Genomic DNA, 19309 nt, shown 5'->3' with positions numbered 1-19309 from the left:
GCGACTCTCCGCAACGACGCGACATTCCGCGCTCTCAGGCCGCGTTATTCAGACCTTCCCTAGGTCGCTCTCAGCAAGACGCTGCGGACGTTGGCGGTGAGACTCGGTATTCATAACAAATGCGGTGCTTGCGGTGCTGCGATGTGTTCGAGAGATTACTTTGCCAGGTAGGCGTTGATTGAGGAGAGAGGACAGATGTTCGGCAGTAGGCGTGCTGGTGATGCTCATGATTGAATTCCGAAAGGGTGGAGAAAGAAGGGTGGAGAAGGGCGTTGAGGTTTGAGCCGGCTGCGTCAGTCGTTTGGCCTCCGTCTTCAGTTGCCCAACAACGGGGGGCGAAGCAGGCGACATAGCGGTGGCGACAGCACCGCAACAAGGTTGCAAAACCGGACATCAGGGCAGGGCACGGTCAGGGGTAAAACTTTTGCTTGTCCCGCAACCGCTCCTTGAACTACCCACGCTCATACCTAGGCAGCTCGACCGGCGGCTTATATTTCGCCAGAATTTTAATCTGCGTGGCCCTAGCGAGCTTGGGTTTCTTGTGGAAATACGCGTCATGCAAGACGGGCACGTTCTTCCGCAGCGAGTGGCCGATAATGGGGGCGATGTCTTGGTCGGACGCGCTCTTGTGGTGCAGAACTGCCTGTATGACAGCAAGGTCCAACGCCCCATCGTATGTTTGCGACTCTACTACGGGTAGAACTTCGCATCCTTGCCCAGCTGCTTCTTGAACTGCCCGCGTTCGTATTTCGGAAGCACCACCGGCGGGTTGAACCGCTGTAAAGCCGCTACCTGGCGGGCCCGCTCTTCAGGGTTTTCCGTGGTTTGATAGAGGTTCAACACAGGGAAGCGGTTGTTCTCGGAGTGCCCCGTAATCGTAGCCACGTCCTCCTGCGGAACCCGGGCATGCTTGAGCTTGGTGGAAAGCGTGTGGCGAAAGGCATGGAAACCAAGCCCTTTGCCAAAGCCGAGCTTCTTGAGGTAGGCGCTGAACTGGATGACCAAGCCTTGACTGTAGCGGGCATTGGTTTCCCCCGACGCCTCGCAGACGCCCGCGGATAGATGGGGGAACAGCCGCGGATGACCGCATGCCTTGATGTCCTTGATGAAGTCGAGGAAGCCGGCATCGAGCACCGCTTGATGGATGGGAATACGCCGGAGGGCGGAGGCTCCTTTCACTGTCTGGCGTGTCTGGAAGTGTTCGTTGTCTGCCAAATCGTCGTCGACCGTGAGCTGGACAGCGATACACCAAATCCCGTTCTCGTTCACGATGTCGTGGACCTTGAGTTGCGCGATTTCGTTGACGCGCGCGCCGCTGTAAAGAGCCAAGATGGGGCACCACCAGCGATGGGGCCATTTCTTTGCCCAAGCAACGAACGCGCCGGGGTCAAAGATCTTCTGAAGTTCTGCTTCCTCCAAAAATCGCTCGGCTTTCTTGCCACGCTTTGGGTCGGTCACTAAGTTCTTCTTGATCTTCCCCATCGCCGTCATGGGGTTTCCAGGAATGGCGCGGGTGGCCACCAGGCGCCGGAAGAAGTTGGTCAGGCAAAGGTTGTGCTTCTTGAGTGTGGCGTGGGAGACGCCTTGCATACCGGTGGCCTGGCCCAGCGCAATCACTTGGTCGACCGTCATCGCGCGCAGTTTGGGGTCCTGCAGCAAAGCGGAGGGTGCCCATCGCAAGAGGTCCCACAGCCGCTCAACGTGGGTGTGGTCAATACGGGAAACGGGGATGTCACCGCACGTCAGTAGCAGCAGGTTTAAGGTCCGGGCATAGTCCTTGACGGTGGCGGACTTCAAGTAGCGGCGGCGCTGGTGCAATGAGAAGTCTTCGATCTCGATAGACAGGAGGCGTGCAGGGCTACCGGGTGGCAGCAACTCGGCATATCGCGTGCCGTGCTTGCCACTCCGGATGCGGGTAGTCTTGCTTAAAACCGTATTGATAAGGTCGTGGGCATTGAACGCGCCCTCACGGTTGGTGATTGTGATCTTTTCAAACGTTACTCGGCCAATCTTGATCCCCTCTAAGACAAGGCCGCCGTTGGGTGTGTTGATGTAACTGCTGATGATGTCGTTAAGCGGATGATTCATTGCGTTGCTTCCATTGTTTACAATGGAAGTACGGATACAACGATCCGCCCAAACGTCAATTGAAATTGAACGGCTTTTTATTTCCTCATGCAAACTCCGGGGGCGACTAAGTAAAGTCCTTCCTAGGCCTGCGGATCCGATCTATTTCGTTTGACAAAATCTATACGCAGCAAGGGTTTTAAGGGGGTAGTTGTTCGCGGTTGCGTAGTCAAAACCATACTGTTTAATTTTTATGGGCGAGGCAGAGGTTCTGGTTTGTTAGCTTATAATATGTACCATTCTTAAATGCCCGGAAATATTTGTTAGTATTATTTTGAGATACTGAGGGCGATTAAGGGAATTGGCTAACATGAATCACTTTGAAAGCGTGCTATTGGACTACCTTCGCGCCGACCGTGCGCTGTTCATCAACAGCCAGTGCTGCATCTAGCTCAACAAGAGTGCCGACCCGGATACCAGCGGTCCGCACTGATATTGCTGGGTGACGGCATGCCGTGCCGGGAGCTGGCTTTGAAATTTTTGCTAAAGGTCTCGGTCCCAAGGGCGACTCATGGTCATCATATGCGTGCCCCCTGGCTGCTAATGGCAGTGTGTGAGCAACGCCGTAAATGATGATTTCATGCTGTCTAACTTGGTGAGAGGCGCCAATGTCTAATGAAGGAAAATTTCTGAATCACATATTTCGCGTCGCTTTAGTTTTGGCGAGTTGTATAACGCCACCTATCGCTCAGGCAGCTCCGGCTGATGGCATTCCAGCCGGTGATTGGCGCGGAATCCTGCCCGCTAACGGGGCTGCGGGCCCGGTTTATGTCCGCTTAAGTGAGCGCGCTACAGGTGCTGGTGGCCCGCAGACCGCGGACTTGCGGTTTGGGCCTCCCTTCAACTGCGCTCTTGAGTTGCGGGCGCAGAACGATGGTTACGCAATGCTGTCGCGCAATGGTGGCAAGTTTTGTGATGCGCAGACTGGTAGACAGGCTCAGCTTCGGGTGTTGGATGAGACAGCAGAGAGCATAGAGCTCACACTGCTGGGACATGAGCAGCCTCTGGTCGTCACCCTGGACCAGAAAAGGGAAGGGTTGGCTGAAGCGGGTCGCTGGCGAGGTGCGGGCCTTATCGCCGCACAGTTAGAGATTGTTGCGACCAGCGTCCGGCCTGGGGATGTGCTTGGTCGCCTGCGCTATGGCGCTCCCAGGGATTGTCAAGTCGAGTTGCGATACGCCGGCCGCGTCGATGCTGCGTTGACCACATGGATCGGCGCTAATGACCGCGGATATTGCCGTCAGCTCAGCGACGGCCAAGCCGCCATGCAGATTCGTCCGGATGGCAGCGCGACGCTTTCGATGTTCGTCAAGGGTCAACGCGACACGCTGCTTTTTGAACGTGTGCCTTGATGCGCGCTAGGTATCGCTACGCACACTACCGCGCCAGCAATCACGTTCCTTGAGGATGCTGTGCCCTGGCGCTATCGTCCTGGAACCGTGGTGCTTATGAAGATCCGACTGATCAGTGAAGAAACGCGCCAAACGCGTGTGGTGACCATCATCGGTAGTCAGACAATGCATGATGTGTCACAATTGAGAATCAATCTCATCTTTGGGTCAGCCACGTGGTTTGAAGCCGCCCTCGCTTTCAAGGGTTCTTCATGGCTGTCGACCACTCATTGCTTGCCTCGCTTTACCGCGATCATCAGCCTTGGCTACAGCGCTGGGTCGGTGGCCGGGTTGGGTCTCGAGAGGTTGCGCAAGACCTGACGCAGGACACCTTCACTCGCTTGCTCAGTGGGCGCGACCTCTGCGGATTGAATGAACCACGCGCGTTCCTAACGACGGTGGCCAAGGGCCTCATGGCTAATTGGTTTCGTCGCCAATCGTTGGAACGTGCCTACTTGGAAAGCTTGACTGCGCTTCCCGCTGCAATCGTGCCATCAGAAGAGGAGCGAGCGATCGTCTGCGAGGCGCTTTGCCTCATCGATGCAATGCTCGAAGGGTTACCTGTGGCTGTGCGCCAAGTCTTCCTGCTGGCTCAGTTTGAAGGCCTTGGGTATGGCGAGATCGGCTGCAAGCTTGACCTGTCGCTGAGCACCGTCAAGCGACATATGAAGCGTGCTTGGCTCGCATGCCTGGCCTATGCGCCCTGACGACACCAAGTCCCCAACGCCACTTGATCCCTGCGTGCTCGAGCAAGCAGCCGAATGGGTCGTGCGATTAGGAGAGCATGGTGGAGCTCAGGACCAAGCTGCCTGTGAGCGTTGGCAGCAACAGCACCCCGACAACGCACGGGCATGGCGAAGGGTTGAAGAGCTCTTGGGGACCATTAACGCGGTCCCACCTTCGATTGCACGTCCCGTATTGGATCGCCCCAAGCACCCGGGACGTCGCTTAGCCATGAAGCACTTAGGCGCCTGGCTACTCGCTGCCCCGGCTGGGTGGCTTGCCTGGCAACTGTGGGAACAATCGAACTGGGATCAACGCTTCACGACGGGAACTGGGGAGTGGCAGCACCAGCACCAGCAGCTCGCGGACGGAACCCAGATAGAGCTCGATTCCGGGACTTCGCTGGACGTTGTATATGGTGCAAAACAACGCCTGCTGCGCTTGCAACAAGGTCAGGTGCTGATCAGGACCGCGCCAGACACCATGCCCTCACCGAGACCCTTTCGGGTTGCCACGACGCACGGATATATGCAGGCATTGGGCACACGCTTCAATGTGCGCGTTGGAGAGTGTCGAACACATATGGCGGTGTTCGACGGCGCGGTGCGCATTGAGCTTGGAGGGAAGACTCGCTCGTTCTGTCGAGTAGATGCGGGCTTTGCGGTTTGGTTTGACCGCGACCGCTGCGTCATCGCTCCGAAGCCAACCGAGCAATTGACAGGCTGGTCAAAGGGCCTGTTGGTCATCAATGCCGAGCCACTCGGACAGGTGCTTGAAGAGCTTGGACGCTATCGCCATGGCGTGCTGCGCTGTGATCCGTCTGTGGCGCATCTCTTGGTGTCAGGTGTGTTCCCACTGGCTGATATCGACCAGAGCCTGGACATGATTGCCCAGACACATGGCTTGGCCATCGAGCGCCGAGTCAAAGGCTGGTGGACGACGGTCGTCCCAAAATAAAAAGCAGTCGGAGTGACCCTTTTTTAAATCTCGCGGGGCAAGTGGAAGAACCCCTATTGTTGAGCGCTGTCATGCGTCGTTTTTGCCATCCCCTGCGGATTCGTCTTCTAGTCCTGGCCCTTGCTACCGTCTCAAGCTCGGCGTTTGCCCAGGCAACGCCCGCTCGATTGCCTGCGGGGCCGCTGGGCGCAACGCTCACCGCGTTTGCCACTGAGCGCGGGATCGCATTGTCTTTCGATCCCGCCTTGACCGAGGGGCTGACTGCGCCATCGATCGAGGGCAGCATGACCGATCGCGAAGGCCTGGAGCGGCTGCTATCGGGTTCGGGACTGCGCTTGCTTGCACGCTCCAATGGCAGCTACACATTACTTCGCGCACCTGCTGCGAGTAGCGGAATCATTCCACTGTCACCCTTGCGAATCGGAGCACAGCGCACGTTCCCTTATTCGGAGGGAATTGCACTGGATCAAGCCTACATTGATGCAGCGCCTCGGGGAGAAAGCGATCTCGCCACGCTACTGCGCATCAACCCCTCAGTGCAGTTCAGCGACACAGCCAGAAGCTCGCGCAATGCCGGCGAGATCCGCCCGGCAGATTTCAGCATCAACGGCGCGCCGTTTTACCAGAACCTATTCCTGATCGATGGCATCAGCTTCAATAACGACATCGATCCGGTCTTCAACAACGCTGACCACTATGCTGATGTCCCTAGCCAGTCACAGGGCATCGCGGTCGATACCGATCTGCTCGAAGGCGTCACCGTCTATGACAGCAACGTGCCGGCAGCTTTTGGCAACTTCACTGGTGGCGTGGTAGACGCACAAACCCGTAAGGCAGGCGACCGTTTACACGGCAAAGTCTGGTTTCGCATGGCGCGTTCGGTTTGGAATGACATCATCATTCCCGAAGGGCAAGAGCAGGATTTCGAGCAGTCAGCAACCAGCGATTTCCAGCCCGAGTTCGACAAGTTCAAATTTGGGGCGCGACTGGAAGGACGGACCAAGAGCGGCATTGGGCTGATTGGGACTGTCACGCAGACTCGCTCGGAGATCCCCCTTCGAGGCTATACCTCGGGGGATGTGAGCAGTAGCGATGCCAACAGCAAAACGCAAACCCGGCAGAACACAGCGACGTCCCTGTCGGCTGATTGGAAAAGCGACAGCGGCATTGAGCTCGGTGCAAGCATCACCTATGCGCCAACCGATGATCGCTACTTCATCCAAAGCGCCAAGAACTCTTGGTTCGATCTCAAATCGGGTGGTCCTGTTGTCGCGCTGCGTGCCAACGTCGAGCGTGGGGCCTGGACCATGCGCAATACCTTGAGTTACAGCGATTTGGAAAGCTCCCGGCGAAGCCAGGTCGACTACTGGAAGTCATGGGCCAAGTCACGGGAATTCGATTGGGGCGTCAACAACAGCAGCCGGGAAGGAAGCTGGGGCAATGTCGATCAGCATGATCGCAAGGTGGGCTATCAAGCCCAGTTCGATCGGGAGCCCGTTGCCTGGGGAGCCACCGAACACAATGTGCAGCTGGGCGTGTCATTCCAGCATCGAGAGGCAAACTACGAGCGCCTCAATGACCACTACAATTACCTGCAGCCGTATGCCACCACAAGCTGCACCAGTAGCAATGGAGTGGTGGACACGGACAGCTGCTCGCTGTCACCGGTCCTGACCTCTGTCACCGGAACGGTTGTCGCCGGGCGTGGTCAATACTTTCGCCGGCAAACCACCTATCAAGCAGGAGAGTTTAAGGTCAGCGGGCAGGCTTATGCTGCGTGGCTTCAAGACGACGTGCGCCTTGGAAACGTGAGCCTTCGTGGTGGTGTGCGTCTGGACCAAGACAGCATTTGGGACAAGACCACACTCTCTCCACGCTTGGCCGCGTCCTGGGATGTATTCGGCGACAAGACCACGATCCTGACGGGTGGGCTCAACCGCTACTACGGACGCAACTTCTTTAGCTACCTGCTTCGCGAAGGTCGTGAACGCCTGACTCTGGTCAAGACACGCACAAGCGCGCGCACGGCATGGGAGAGTATCGAGGGCACATCTGCTGGTTCGACCAACCGGCTGAGCGATGTGGACATCCCGTATACCAATGAATGGACCATCGGACTGGATCAGCGTTGGAAAGGACTGGATCTGAGTCTGAAGTATGTCAGTCGTGATAACCGCGATGAGGTGCTGCGACAATCGGTTCGAAGTAACGATCCGTCCGGCGCATTCACCAGTAGCGTCTATGAGTATGTGAACAGCGGGCGCAGCCGAAGCGATGTCTACACGCTCAGTGTGAGCCCCGAAAACAGCCTAGTCTGGGGTCCAAGTCGGACCCACGTGCAGTTTGCCTTCGACTACACCGACACCCGGCGAAATTACAGCAACTACCAAACCAGCTGGAGCGATGAGAGCGACCAGTTGGTGCTCTATAAAGGCAACCGAGTTTGGCTCTACGATCTGCCGGCGACCGACTTTGCGCGCAAGTGGACAGCACGCCTGTCAACGCAGTCGCGCGTGGATATCGGACCAGGCGAACTTCTCTGGAGCAATTTTTTGCGGTATCGCGATGGGTTTCGCGACATCGTGCAGCAAGGAAGTGAAGATGTCGGTGGCGAGGTCTATGACGTCTATCGCGATGTGAGCTATCCACGTGCCTTCACCGTGGACACCACACTCGAATACAGCTTCCGGTTGCCATCCGAGCAGCAGCTCTATGTGCGTGTGGAAGCCATGAATGTGCTCAATCGCATCAACAAGGTTGCTGGCACAACATCGTCATCGTCTTACTTTGAGCAAGGGCGCAGCTACTGGCTGGAAGCGGGCTATCGGTTCTAATGAAGATGAGTCTGCCAATGCTGTTGGGTGGTTGAGAGGTGGCACGCGTTGAGTCGCCACGTTGGCGTTGGTGGCTGGTGCTGGCCGCATGCTGTGTTGCGGGCCCTGCCGTGCCGGAGAGGACGAACACGCTCGTTCCTTCGGACTGCCGGGCAACGCTCGCCTTGTCATCCAACAGCGTGGATGTTGCGTGTCTGCGCCTGGCTTACGCAGGGCTGCAAGCGTCGTGGCCGAAGCCTGAGATCTCCGAGGGCGCGGTATGGCAAGAACTCGCTCCCTTACCCGCGAAAGCGCCGACACCTGCTGACAACCCAACAACTGTGCAAAAAGTTGCTCTTGGAAGGAAGCTCTTTGAAGACCCGCGACTATCGAGCTCAGGACAGATCGCGTGCGCAAGCTGCCACGATCCAGAGCTTGGATGGGGAGATGGGCGCAGCGTGTCCTTTGGCCATGATCGACAACAAGGACGACGCAACGCGCCAAGTGTGGCCATGTCTGGTTTCGCCGAGTCACTCTTCTGGGATGGACGTGCCGGGTCGTTGGAGGAGCAGATCCGCCACCCCATCGAAGACGGCAAGGAAATGGCATTTTCGTCTCTTGCCATGGTGGATCGACTTAATCGAAGCGATGACTATCCCGGCGAGTTCGGACGCGTGTTTGGTTCATCACGCATCACGGAGAAAGACATTGCTCAGGCGTTGGCAGCCTTTGAGCGAAGCTTGGTGCCTCGCGCCAATCGCTACGACCGATTTCTACAAGGGCAACGGGAGCAGTTGACCGATCAGCAGCTGTGGGGCTTGCATCTTTTCAGAACCAAAGCCCGCTGCATGAATTGTCATAGCGGTCCGACGCTTGCCGACAATCGTTTCCACAATCTTGGGCTTCATTTCTATGGACGTCAGCGCCAGGATCTGGGCCGGTATGAGGTCACCCAGGATGTTCGAGACAGTGGGAAGTTCCGCACGCCGTCACTGCGCAATGTGCGGAAGACAGGGCCCTACATGCATACAGGTGGTTTCGCGGATCTGCGCAGTGTTGTCAACGCCTACAACGCAGGCATGCCAAGACCAAAGCCTAAAGGCGAGCAGGTCGATGATCCACTCTTCCCGAGACCTGATCCCTTACTGCGGCCCCTTGGCCTAGAAAAAGAAGAGCGCGACGCGATCGTGGCGTTCTTGGAAACGCTTTAAAGGCCTGCTTCTTATTGCAAGAAAAATTCTACGGGCACTTCCAGCTCCACCGGGTCGGGCAATGTGTGGGGCGGCCGAGGAAGCGGCTGTGCTCGGGAAAAGGTGCCTAATGCTTCATCATCAAGGGCTAGGTAGCCGCTCCCAAGGTGCACCCGTGCGGCAAGCACCCGGCCTTGATGATTGACCAGAGCGCGCACGAAGACGACACCTTCTTGTCGATGTGCCCTGGCGGCAGTGGGATAGCGACGGAAGCGCTGCAAGCGTTCCAAAACGCGCCCCTCCCAATTTGGGTCTGTCATTCCGGCAGCAGGGGCTGGCGGAGCAGGGGGCGCGGCTGGAGCAGCAGCTTGCGTCAGGTCAGCGTCTTGCCCAAGCGATGCTCCCATTGAATGTTCGACAACATCGGACAGCGGGATTGGACTAATGCTGGGTAACGAGGCGGGCGTGGGCTGTCGTGTCGGACGCTCGACAGGGGGCGCCTCTAAGCGAGGTGGGGACGAAGAAGTGGTCCGTGACTGTTGTAGAACTTGTTTGGGTGCCGGGACTGGTGCGACCGGTGTGGGGGGCGCGGCTGCTGGAAGAAGAGTGAGGCGCATCCGAACTTCTTCCTGAGGCGGAATGCTGCCGTCAAAGCGCGTTTGATCAAGCACAAGCCACGCGATGAGTGCATGGATGACAACCGTCGCAATGCCCGCAGTAACCCTTTGCCAGCGACTCTCCTGTGTGGCAAGGGCATGGATGGAAGAAAGAGCTGTAGCGGAGGGCACGGTGGAAAATGCAAACGAGACTCGTTCTATTTTATACGCTAGGCACGTTAGGTGCGATGCGCTTTGAGCAGAAGTGTGTCTTGCGTGAGGTATGGAATCGCATTTGAAGAGCATCAAGTCGCCAAGAAACGCGGCTGTAAGTCAAAGCCTCTGGCATAGATGATGGGCTGTGAGTTCGATCGCTTTGCGAAGGGTTTCTCCGCCTGGATGACGCGTAGTTCAGAACTTCCTGACATCCCGAAGGGCGCGAGACCTATGGTTTCAGAAATGCCGGCGGCGCAATCTGATTCTGCCGGACGCGGGACCGATGGTCGCTCACCTCGCGGGACGCATGAGCAGCGTCGTGCCGGCAACCCACGAGTATTTCTGTTGAGGTTGCGTCCATACAGTCTGGCTGCATAGCCGCCCTTCGTGTGTTGCCATCTGTGTGAAGCAGAGCACCCAACACTCCCCTACGTCAGCTCCCTAGTGGAAGAGGCGCTGCCGTGGTCTCAGGCGCTGCGACAGCGCTACCGATACTTGAGCTCATGGACAGAGCTGAGTTGCGAATCCACCTGGATCACTTGGACAACGCAGTGCCAGCGCTGAGGGCGTCTAGCCCTGACCGTTACCACTTCTTGCGGGCGTTCGCGGGCATGGCGCAGGTCATTGAGGCAAAGGCTCTCACTTCTCAAGATGCTGAATTCGTTGGGCGCCGGGTCGATGAGATTCTGGCATGGCATGGGCTACAAGGCTCGGACGACCAAGGCTGAGGTGGCATTGGTTACCACCAGTTCTCCCGACAAGTGGAACCGCCGGGATAGTTCGACTCACTTCGCCCTCCCGCAGGGTGAGGGCGACAAGGTCTTGAGCCGACCCCTTGGATTGTGAGCTCTTGAAGCGATGGCTTCGAGCTTTGTCGACGATCTGCGTGCTGTCAGCTACGTAGACGCCGCTCGGTGCGGATGACTCTGATCCCACAAGCAAATGGCGGCATATCAAGTATGCAAGCTTTTAAAAGAGAATGACTCTCGTTCGCATGCTATGCTTGTTCGGTCGGTTCGCCGACCCGTTGATGTTGTTCGCCTATCAAGCAGAGTCAAGGATCATGAGAGAAAACGGAATTCGCGTTTCACAGATGCTGCCCCAAGCAACCCTGTTGCTGGTGGCCTTTGTCTTGTTCACCGGTTCCGTCATCACGTATGGAGCTGTAGGTGCTACCGCCGCCGGCGTGGCTCTATTGCTCAGCGTTGCTGTTCGCTTCGCCAAGTGGCCGCGGAATCGGCCGATTGTGGCGGTTGCTCATGCACTGATGGTTGTTGCTGTCGCCAGGCTGGTGGTCTTCATCGTTTATCAGACATAGACATGAAGTAAGACAGGAGGTTTTACAGATGAAGAAGTATTTGGGCGCGTTGCTCGTCTTAGCGTTTTCCTCTTCCGCTTACGCAGAAGGGGAGCAGTATGGAGAGCCTTGCAACAACTGCCTTTCAGAGCAGCAGTTTCAAGATACAGCGTTGCTCGCTGTGGACACGGGTGGGGTTGTCATCTACAACCTCCCAGCCGGCGAGATTCGCAAATACATCGTGGTTCCGCCGGATCGCCGAGTGATGGAAGTTCCCGTTGAGCCGGAGCTGGCGGAGTATTTCGTGAACTTGGTTGGCTTGTATCGTGCCAACGGCAACAGCCTCGAGAAGGACTATGCGGTCTCAATGGCCTCCGGCGCACGCACCACGATGCGCGCCGCGGCAGATGGGACGCCAAAGCCAGCGAACGCATACGAAGCCGTCCATGACTCGGCAAAGATGAATAACTTGCTGTCCGAGACGCAGTTCAGTTGGCAAACGATGTATGCGGGCGCCAACTACCTCGCAGGCCTCATCAACCCGAGGACTTGGATCTCGGGCAAGGAGGCCACGGTTGTCATCAACTATCGGCTTGCCGATGGCTCAAGTGTTCAGGGTTACTACGACTACGGCGCACATGGTTGGAAGCGTCTTGAGGGTAGTGCTCGAGATGCCCACAACAACAGCATTCCCGAGAAGAAGGAGGACATGGTCAAAAACGGCTACCAGACCTACAACTTCCAGGGCCCGCCCGCGACAGATCTTGGTGGCTTCATCAATCACACCATCAACATGGGCATCCCCTCGAACATCCCGCCGGACAGCGAATACGTGATTTGCAGGGATGAGTCCACCGACTCCTTTTTGAAGATTCACTGCTACGGCACCGGTTCGTGACGCAAATTGCTGCGCCGTGTTGAGTTGACCTAACTGACACCCGGAAAGCAGCACCTTGGTGCCACTCGCTCCTACTTGGGTGAGTGGCACCCTTGTTATGGGGCGTGATGCTTGGTGTGGCGAATGAGCGGTAGCCGCTTGTTTACATCAATCGATCACTTGACTACCGCCCGCCCTGAAACTTGAACGTGAAACGAGCGGCAGATGCTGGGACGGCTTCCCCGCTGAGGGGCACGGGTGTGGCGTCCACCAGCGTCAACATGCCATCGGCCACAGGGACCGGAATACCCAGCGTGAGGTCGATCTGCTTGGACCAGCCGCCGCCCATCACGGTCGTCCTGACGATCAACCGGCCTGCCACGACGCATTGAACGTCGGCCGGGCAACGGCTGTCCTCAATCACTTGGTCGGGACGCACCTTTGGCCCGTCGACCGCCGCAATCTCGCCCAGACGCACGGGGCCTTCGATGGGCGAACTAGTGACGGTAGCAGCAGCCGTGCACCCTGCAAGCGAGATGACCAGGAGCGTTGCAAACACGAGAGTGCGGAAGGGGCGCATATGTTCCATGGCTGAGGTCTGCTGCATCAGTTTGGTCGTGGAGGCGTCCAGGCTGGTGAGTCAGGTTCCGCAGACAATGAATCGACTATCTCTGATATTGGCCCGCCTCTTAGGTCAAGCTTCAGCGGCTCAAGTGATAAGTCTTTTTCTAGTCTGGGACCATGCTTGCCTGTTGCGTCGCCAACCAACACTGGAACAAGTGGAAGTAAGTTAGGCAGCTCGTCGATCACGGTCTGCGCAGCGGCGAACTCTAACCAGTGCTGGCCGTCCGCTCCAGAACCCTTGATGACGATTTCTTCCAGTGAAACGCAGTTTTTGTCAAGAAAAACCTTGGTTTTGCTTCGAATGCAGAGAAGCTCTTTCAAATAGGCTTGGCTAAGGTGACGCAACGAGATGCATCTAACCCCGGTTCCCGTATAGATCAAATAGTGAACCCAATCAAGTTCATTGAGATCGGCACTATCGATCAATTCCTGCTCTTTCAAAGAGCTTGCTACGATTGGCTTCAGCTTTCTTATGCACTGGCTCGAGGGATCCGCCAGTTTCTCTAAGCGCTTGGCAGTTTCAGCCAAGACTACCATCTGAGCACGGCGGGGAGTGGAACCCTCGTCCGTCGGCTTTTGTGGGATCCGATTCGCGTCAAAAATCCATTTGTCGCCCTGCAGCTCGCCCCGCTTTGCTTGAAAGATTGCGAGTCGGGCACCACCATTTTCCAGAAGCGTAAGCAGGGCGAAATCGGCTCCACTCCCTGCTTCGGTCGTTTTGCTCACCTTAGATCGATACTTGCCATATGAGCCCCACCAACACTGGGTATGGGGGATATCCAAATGAGCAGTGAAAAGTGCCAGCAACGTATTCGAAGCCAATAAAGAGCCCAGCAGGGTGCCTGTGAGCGTCTCTTCGTATTCTTCTTCGGATGCGCTCATGGCCGAAATGAGCGCTGTCGTCAACTGTAAAGAAGCATCAAGGATTCCAGGCATTGCGTTCTCCACAAAGGAAGAACTGAGTATGCGACTTACGCTGCTTTGATGCTATCAGATGAGATCAGTTGATTGATCGCTAACCATAGCGGTAGCAGCTGATCCTCTTCCATGATCAGAAGCGCAATACGCTTCTTCCAATCGTTGGGTAGCCTGTCAGTGCTGCCGCCAGGAGATTTGCGGAGCACTTTGACTATGTCTTCCGAAGCATTTCCTTGAAGCCATTGTTTGAGTTCGGATGCTATGACTAGCTTTCCTGCTTCATCGGCTTTGTTAATTTTCTCCTTGAAATGGTTCGCTATATAATCTTCACGGATTCGCTCCGCTGCGTAGTCCATCCACTCAGCCCATAGCAGAAGCATTGTTGGAAACGTGCGGCCATCTAATGGCAATCCGTCACCAGATATCTTCCACACATTTCCTTTGTGCCCTTTTGGGGATTGCTCCACGACGTAGCCTAATGATGAAAAGTATTTGAGTGTGTAAGGCTTGGAAGGCGGGCGCATGGGATTCTCCTGCGCTGACAATAGTGCGGAATCAAAGGATGTCAATTCATTGCGGGTAGGGTTCCCTTGGCAAGTCAGGAGGCACGTGCAGCGGCCTGTCCTTGGCATTCATTCTGATTGCCAAGGTGGCCACGACACCGGGTCTTTTTTACATTCGTGAAAGCCTGGGCATCAGCAATGCCCGAACTTCAAAATACATGATCACGCAGGACTGCTCAGATCGATGACCATGTCCCACCGGTCCAAGCCTGCACCATAGCCATCTCGCACAACGTGCTGCGCGACAAACCCGAAGCGGGCATAAAACGCCTGAGTGTGTTGGCTGGTGTCCAACACGACTCGCTGGATGTTCGGCGTCAGGCGCACGGCTTCGAGCCGAGCCAAGAGCAACTCCGTTCCCAGGCCTTGGCGATGCAAGCTCGGATGGACCATGCCCCAGCAAAGGCTTGCTGTCGTGCCATCCGTGCTGATGGAGTAGCCCGCGCAGGCAACCACCTCACATGCACGCTCAATGACGCAATAGTGCCAGGCAGCAGCGTGTTGCGTTAGAAATCGCACGAACTCGGGTCGTTCCTCAGCGCTAAAAAACGCCGGAACGTTGCCATCGAAGACAGCCATGCATGCGTCGAAATCGTAAGGGCGGTAGGGTCGAATCGTATCCATGCGCTCAGTTTGCCTCAGAGACGTAAGCGCACTGCAAGAGCCAATGCGTGGAAGGCAAAGTCCGGGCCAAGCGCACGATGCTTTGATCCACCAATCTAATGTCCGATAACACTGCTGCCGTCCTCTCCACTCAGGTAGGCATTCGCCAGCTGGGATGGGTCTCAACGTTCTTCATCTCCACCAGCGCTGGGCCTCTGAAAGGGACCTTAGCTTCGCTGTCCCGACCGCAAGGACAGGCCTCCTTCTCGACGCTGGCGCTCTGTTGCGGCCCTCCGCGGCGCGCCGCTGCCGCGGTGCTCACTCCCGGGTGCGGTAGGGCCGGACGCTTCGCCTGTCGGTTCCCACGAGGCGCCTGTCGCGCCGGTGGAGAAGAACCGATGAAGCGCACCCAAGACCGAGCCGTCCAATACCAGGACGAAGAGGGCATCTTGCTCGCAGCAGCCCACATCCTGGAACAACGCCTTCAACGCCAAGGCCGCATCCACAGCCCCGACCAAGCCGGCGACTACCTGGTTGCCCGCTGCGCTCACCTGCCGCACGAAGTCTTCGGGGTCGTCTTCCTGGACAACCAGCACCACATCTTGGCCACCGAGCACCTCTTCAGCGGCACCATCGACGGGTGCGATGTCCACCCGCGAGTCGTAGCAAAGCGTGCCCTGGACCTCAACGCCGTCGCCGTCATCCTCTTCCACAACCATCCGAGCGGGAATCCGGAGCCCAGCGAAGCCGACCGCAAAGTCACTAAGCGCCTGGAGCAAGCCCTGGGCCTCCTGGACATCCGAGTCCTCGACCACCTGGTCATCGGTGGACGGCAGCACACCAGCCTGGCCGCAAGGGGGGGGCATAGCCCACCCCTTCACCTGCGCAGCCTGCCGAAGCTAGACTGTCAAGGCAGATGCACTTCCAAGGAGCAGGAAATGAAGGCGTTTCACGTGCGAGGGATTGTCTGGGAGACCGATGGCAAGCGTCCTGCGTTGCCGGCCGAAGCCATAGTTGAATGCGGGAACGAAGAGGGCATCGCCGATGCGCTCAGCGAAGCCTACGGCTGGTTAGTGAGCGAATTCGCCGTCGTAGAGTAGGTCGAAATCGGCCATGCTTGTGGGTCAAAGTGGGGCTGAGGTGAACTCGCCATTTTGCTCTGTCCGATACAAGATCGGACCATCTTTTGAACTGGAGCTTTCCACCGGGGCTTGCGCTTGGAGGAGGGCGACGATGTTCTTAGAGACCGGTCGCTCTGGTGTTGCGGAGTTGGTTTCTTGGGGGCTACGAGGATCATTGGGGATGCCACTGAATTTCGCGTGCCGGTGTTAATTCGAGAGCGCTACCTCTTGTCCCAGCTTGGATATCCTGTAAGTTCTGGTAGTAACTCATCCTCTTCTGGAGATTGCGTCCCTCCATGGATAGTCTGACTGACTTTTTCGAATGTAAGAAGAGAGTGGGTTTGATTCCAGGTAGGAAAATGGAGCGCTTCCTCATAACAAGTGAACCCAAGAGCTGCATCGCACCCGCACCAGTCGGATGCGTCGATCTCTGCGGTGGCACGCATTGATATAGACACCGCGGCGCTAGCTGCGGCCGAGGTGGAGGGAACAAGGCCGTAGTCGACGAAGATCTTCGCGTCCCTGAGTGCCGAGGAAGAGATCACGTGGTGCACACGTTCGCCTTCCGAATACACATAGGCCACGAGATCCCTGGAATTGCGCACGTAGCTCGATGCGATGCATTGCTTTGAAGCTTGAAATCTCTCACTTAGGTCAAAAAGTAAATCGATAGAGAAGGGATGTTCCGAAACCAGCGGTCGGATTAAGTGGGAAGGAACCAAACACTCGGAAGCAAAAACGTCGCATGTCCGCTCTTCGGGAGGCCTGCCGGCGAAGCGTTCTAGTTCATTGGACGGCACATGAGAGCCGTGCTTTGAGGGGAGTTCAAGCACATGATGTGCAAGCTCATGCAGGGCTGTAAAACGTCGGCGGTAAGGATCATCGTTTTTGTTCACGATGATGTAGGTCGTCCCGCCCTTAGTGAACGTGCGGCCGGCTTCCCCTTCGTCCAGCTCTGATTCTTTCAAGACCATGCCATGCTCAGCAAGCAGTGCCCCGACATCAACCGGTACTAGCATCAATCTTGCGACAAGTTTTCGGGCCCGCCCTGCAGCCATCAAGTCATCCATGACTCACTCCTAGAACTGCTTGACAAAATCGATCAGTTTTATCCAGCCCTTTTCATCAGCTGGGCGGTTGCCGCGGAAGCTCATCGTCGCCACAGGCTCAATGTCGGAAAGGGGAATGTCTGTGCGACTGCGTGCCAACGAAAATAGGTCGTCGGGGATATCTGTCTTGAGCAGAAGAAGGGCCAGCTCCCAGTCTCTGTCCTCAACTTCGAGCGCCTTCGAGAGCTTGTCTAGTGTTTCCCGAGAGGGAGCATCTCTACTTCCCTTCTCCAAACGCCAGATGTAGACATGGCTTAGGTCGCCAGCTCGCTTCTCTAATTCTCTGAGACTAAAGCCTTTTTTGTCTCTTAGCTCGGCAATGAAGGTGCCAAAATCCACTTAGGTCTCCTTGGGAGTTGTAACGGAACGTTAGGAAGTATAGGCTGTTGCCTGAGCTCGTAACGCCCCCGCCGTCGCAAGTCGGTCTTTTCGTTTGGCGGTGGTGTTGCCTGGCTCCGAAACAAAGCCGCCGCGAAGGCGGCTTTTCCTGAACCCGGTTGTTGCCTGAGAACGTAACGAGGTGTCGAATGAGTAAAAAGCCCAGCGGTCTCCGCCCCGGTCAACCGGCTCCGCAGTCAGGTCAGTATCAGATCACAGGTCCGCGCGGCGGGCAGGGTCCTGAGCGGACGGCTGTGAGGGGCAAGCCCCTCCCGCCCACGCCGAGCCCACGGTCCACCTACACGTTGGTTGACCCAACCAAGACGAGATAGCCGCCGAAGTCGCGACCGGTGCGACAGCCATTGCTTTCAATCCGTTCGTGACTATTTGTTTGCCCCTTTGCCTTCTAAGGAGATCTTGATGAAGCCCTTTCGAGTGCTCTGCTTGGACGGCGGAGGAATGCGAGGCGTGTATCAGGCCGCTTATCTGCGAGCCTTCGCTACGCGCGTGTGCGGCGAATTCGAAGGTGAATTGGATGTAGGGCGGTGCTTTGACTTGATTGTCGGCACCAGCACTGGCGGTATCGTTGCTTCCGCCTTGGCTGCCGGGGAACCCCTTTCCAAGGTGGACCGGCTCTACGAGGAACACGGCAAGGAGATTTTTCCAGGACAGTGGATCCGCCGCGTTCCGTGGTTAGGGCTAGTGGTTCCGTTGTTTGGCCTTGGCACGCGGCGCGGGGAGAGAGCACTGAAGCGGGCGCTAGAGTGCACGTTCCGGGACAAGACCTTCCGGGATGTCCAAGACAGTCGCGGCATCAGCTTAGCCTTAACCTCCATCGACATGGCCCGCCATGCCGCTGTCGTATTCAAGACCCGACACCTGCGCCGACTCAATGGCCGTGATGACAACCGAACGTTGGTTGACGCCTGCATGGCCACCACCGCAGCCCCAATCCTCCGCGCTTTGGCGCGACTTACAGAGCCAGGAGGGGAGGCGAGCGTGGTCTATGCGGACGGAGGTCTGTGGGCAAACAACCCAGGGGCTCTCGGCGCAATTGAGGCGGCGGAAATTCTAGGGGATCGTGAAGAGGCGCGCCCGATCCACCTCTTTATGCTGGGCGCATTGCCAGCACAGGGTGGAGAAGAGCTGTCAGATCGACGCCGGTATCGTGGTGCTTTGGGATGGAAAGGTGGGCTGCATGCGATCAGCGCGAGCCTCAACTCGCAGGCGGTTGGCTACGACTACTTGAGTAAGAAGATCCTGGAACTGCGAAAGGATAACAGCGTGGCCTTCCGCTTGCCTGCGCAGTGCCCGTCAGAGCAGCTCCTGAAATACATCCAGAACATGGATGACGCCAGGCCAAAGGTGCTAAACGCCCTTCGTCGCCAGGCTACCTCCGATGTCGACTACGCATGGGCTCAATCGGTCAAGCCCGGAAGCGAGATGGCGCACTTTCGCGCAGCACTGACTGATGGCCTTTGTCAGCAGAGAGGAGAAGGGTAATGGCTGTTTTTGATTGTGGCGAGGACATGGAAAATTTCCATGGGGACAAGATCAACCTGAGCACGGACGAGCGCACCGAGATGCGTGAGCGACGCAACACAGGTCGTCGGCGTCTGGAGATCGGACTGGATGAAGAAGAGCATCCGCAACCTAGGATCACCTGCACGCAGGGATCCTACGCGATGCACACGATGGTCCAGGATCCTGACTGCGACTACGACATCGACGATGGGATTTACTTCGCCGTAGATGATCTTGTCGACGAAGCCGGATCTTCCCTAAGGAAGGTCTGAATAACGCGGC

18 protein-coding genes and 2 pseudogenes are annotated in these 19309 nt (G+C 57.0%); 12 read left to right on the top strand and 8 right to left on the bottom strand.

Annotated elements, in window-relative coordinates; all coding sequences use genetic code 11:
• Positions 1–690: 690 nt before the first annotated feature.
• On the bottom strand, positions 691–2088 hold the full coding sequence (locus tag FFY45_RS21745; RefSeq protein WP_176342024.1) for a site-specific integrase: 1398 nt from the start codon (positions 2086–2088) through the stop codon (positions 691–693).
• Between the two features lie 647 nt (positions 2089–2735).
• On the opposite strand from FFY45_RS21745, the gene FFY45_RS21740 reads away from it, so the two are divergent.
• From FFY45_RS21740 to FFY45_RS21720, 6 genes and pseudogenes are all read left to right on the top strand, one after another.
• Positions 2736–3479 carry a hypothetical protein gene (locus tag FFY45_RS21740; RefSeq protein WP_176342023.1) on the top strand — a complete coding sequence of 248 codons (744 nt, stop codon included), beginning with the start codon at positions 2736–2738 and terminating at the stop codon, positions 3477–3479.
• Between the two features lie 251 nt (positions 3480–3730).
• Positions 3731–4225 carry a sigma-70 family RNA polymerase sigma factor gene (locus tag FFY45_RS21735; protein ID WP_176342022.1) on the top strand — a complete coding sequence of 165 codons (495 nt, stop codon included), beginning with the start codon at positions 3731–3733 and terminating at the stop codon, positions 4223–4225.
• Positions 4215–4379, top strand: a pseudogene (locus FFY45_RS22400) (FecR/PupR family sigma factor regulator); the annotation flags it as partial. The gene FFY45_RS21735 and the pseudogene FFY45_RS22400, both read left to right, overlap by 11 nt.
• Before the next feature lie 93 nt (positions 4380–4472).
• Positions 4473–5198, top strand: a complete 726-nt coding sequence (locus FFY45_RS21730; protein WP_255172116.1) for a FecR family protein — start codon at positions 4473–4475, stop codon at positions 5196–5198.
• A 59-nt stretch (positions 5199–5257) separates the two neighbouring features.
• Positions 5258–8032: a porin family protein gene (locus FFY45_RS21725; protein WP_217902711.1), complete on the top strand. Its 2775-nt coding sequence runs from the start codon at positions 5258–5260 to the stop codon at positions 8030–8032.
• Positions 8033–8070: 38 nt separating this feature from the next.
• Positions 8071–9222 (top strand): cytochrome-c peroxidase, encoded by a 1152-nt coding sequence (locus tag FFY45_RS21720; protein ID WP_343204121.1) that lies wholly within the window; start codon positions 8071–8073, stop codon positions 9220–9222.
• 11 nt (positions 9223–9233) lie between these two features.
• Here the strand turns inward: FFY45_RS21720 and FFY45_RS22395 are convergent, their stop codons facing one another.
• Positions 9234–9521, bottom strand: coding sequence for an energy transducer TonB (locus tag FFY45_RS22395; RefSeq protein WP_369333977.1), 288 nt, complete (start codon positions 9519–9521; stop codon positions 9234–9236).
• 995 nt (positions 9522–10516) lie between these two features.
• On the opposite strand from FFY45_RS22395, the gene FFY45_RS22260 reads away from it, so the two are divergent.
• The 3 genes from FFY45_RS22260 (at position 10517) to FFY45_RS21705 (ending at position 12208) form a co-directional block, all read left to right on the top strand.
• Positions 10517–10741: a hypothetical protein gene (locus tag FFY45_RS22260; protein WP_119132208.1), complete on the top strand. Its 225-nt coding sequence runs from the start codon at positions 10517–10519 to the stop codon at positions 10739–10741.
• Positions 10742–11043: 302 nt separating this feature from the next.
• The gene (locus tag FFY45_RS21710; protein WP_176342018.1) at positions 11044–11331 is read left to right on the top strand and encodes a hypothetical protein; all 288 of its coding nucleotides are present in this window, start codon (positions 11044–11046) and stop codon (positions 11329–11331) included.
• A gap of 28 nt (positions 11332–11359) precedes the next feature.
• Positions 11360–12208: a hypothetical protein gene (locus tag FFY45_RS21705; RefSeq protein WP_176342017.1), complete on the top strand. Its 849-nt coding sequence runs from the start codon at positions 11360–11362 to the stop codon at positions 12206–12208.
• Between the two features lie 163 nt (positions 12209–12371).
• Here the strand turns inward: FFY45_RS21705 and FFY45_RS21700 are convergent, their stop codons facing one another.
• From FFY45_RS21700 to FFY45_RS21685, 4 genes are all read right to left on the bottom strand, one after another.
• Positions 12372–12794, bottom strand: a complete 423-nt coding sequence (locus FFY45_RS21700) for a hypothetical protein (protein ID WP_176342016.1) — start codon at positions 12792–12794, stop codon at positions 12372–12374.
• The gene (locus tag FFY45_RS21695; RefSeq protein ID WP_176342015.1) at positions 12794–13747 is read right to left on the bottom strand and encodes a hypothetical protein; all 954 of its coding nucleotides are present in this window, start codon (positions 13745–13747) and stop codon (positions 12794–12796) included. The genes FFY45_RS21700 and FFY45_RS21695 overlap by 1 nt, the downstream gene beginning before the upstream one ends.
• Before the next feature lie 35 nt (positions 13748–13782).
• Entirely contained in the window at positions 13783–14253 is a 471-nt protein-coding gene (locus FFY45_RS21690) for a hypothetical protein (RefSeq protein WP_176342014.1), read from the bottom strand.
• 201 nt (positions 14254–14454) lie between these two features.
• Entirely contained in the window at positions 14455–14871 is a 417-nt protein-coding gene (locus tag FFY45_RS21685; protein WP_255172115.1) for a GNAT family N-acetyltransferase, read from the bottom strand.
• A gap of 422 nt (positions 14872–15293) precedes the next feature.
• Here FFY45_RS21685 and FFY45_RS21680 point away from each other — a divergent pair.
• Positions 15294–15755 (top strand): annotated as a pseudogene (locus tag FFY45_RS21680) (JAB domain-containing protein); the annotation flags it as partial.
• Between the two features lie 482 nt (positions 15756–16237).
• Here the strand turns inward: FFY45_RS21680 and FFY45_RS21675 are convergent.
• Both FFY45_RS21675 and FFY45_RS21670 read right to left on the bottom strand, forming a co-directional pair.
• A complete protein-coding gene (locus tag FFY45_RS21675; RefSeq protein ID WP_176342012.1) occupies positions 16238–17086 on the bottom strand; it encodes an ImmA/IrrE family metallo-endopeptidase in 849 nt (282 codons plus the stop codon).
• Between the two features lie 9 nt (positions 17087–17095).
• Positions 17096–17464: a helix-turn-helix domain-containing protein gene (locus FFY45_RS21670; RefSeq protein ID WP_176342011.1), complete on the bottom strand. Its 369-nt coding sequence runs from the start codon at positions 17462–17464 to the stop codon at positions 17096–17098.
• Between the two features lie 459 nt (positions 17465–17923).
• Between FFY45_RS21670 and FFY45_RS21665 the strand changes: the two genes are divergently transcribed.
• Positions 17924–19006 (top strand): patatin-like phospholipase family protein, encoded by a 1083-nt coding sequence (locus FFY45_RS21665; protein ID WP_176342010.1) that lies wholly within the window; start codon positions 17924–17926, stop codon positions 19004–19006.
• Positions 19006–19299: a cyclic GMP-AMP synthase DncV-like nucleotidyltransferase gene (locus FFY45_RS21660; protein ID WP_176342009.1), complete on the top strand. Its 294-nt coding sequence runs from the start codon at positions 19006–19008 to the stop codon at positions 19297–19299. The genes FFY45_RS21665 and FFY45_RS21660 overlap by 1 nt, the downstream gene beginning before the upstream one ends.
• Positions 19300–19309 lie beyond the last annotated feature (10 nt).

It is taken from the genome of Xanthomonas hortorum (genome assembly GCF_011305375.1).
In the GTDB taxonomy this organism is placed as follows: Bacteria; Pseudomonadota; Gammaproteobacteria; order Xanthomonadales; family Xanthomonadaceae; genus Xanthomonas; species Xanthomonas hortorum_E.
This window is presented reverse-complemented; position numbering and strand designations above follow the sequence as displayed.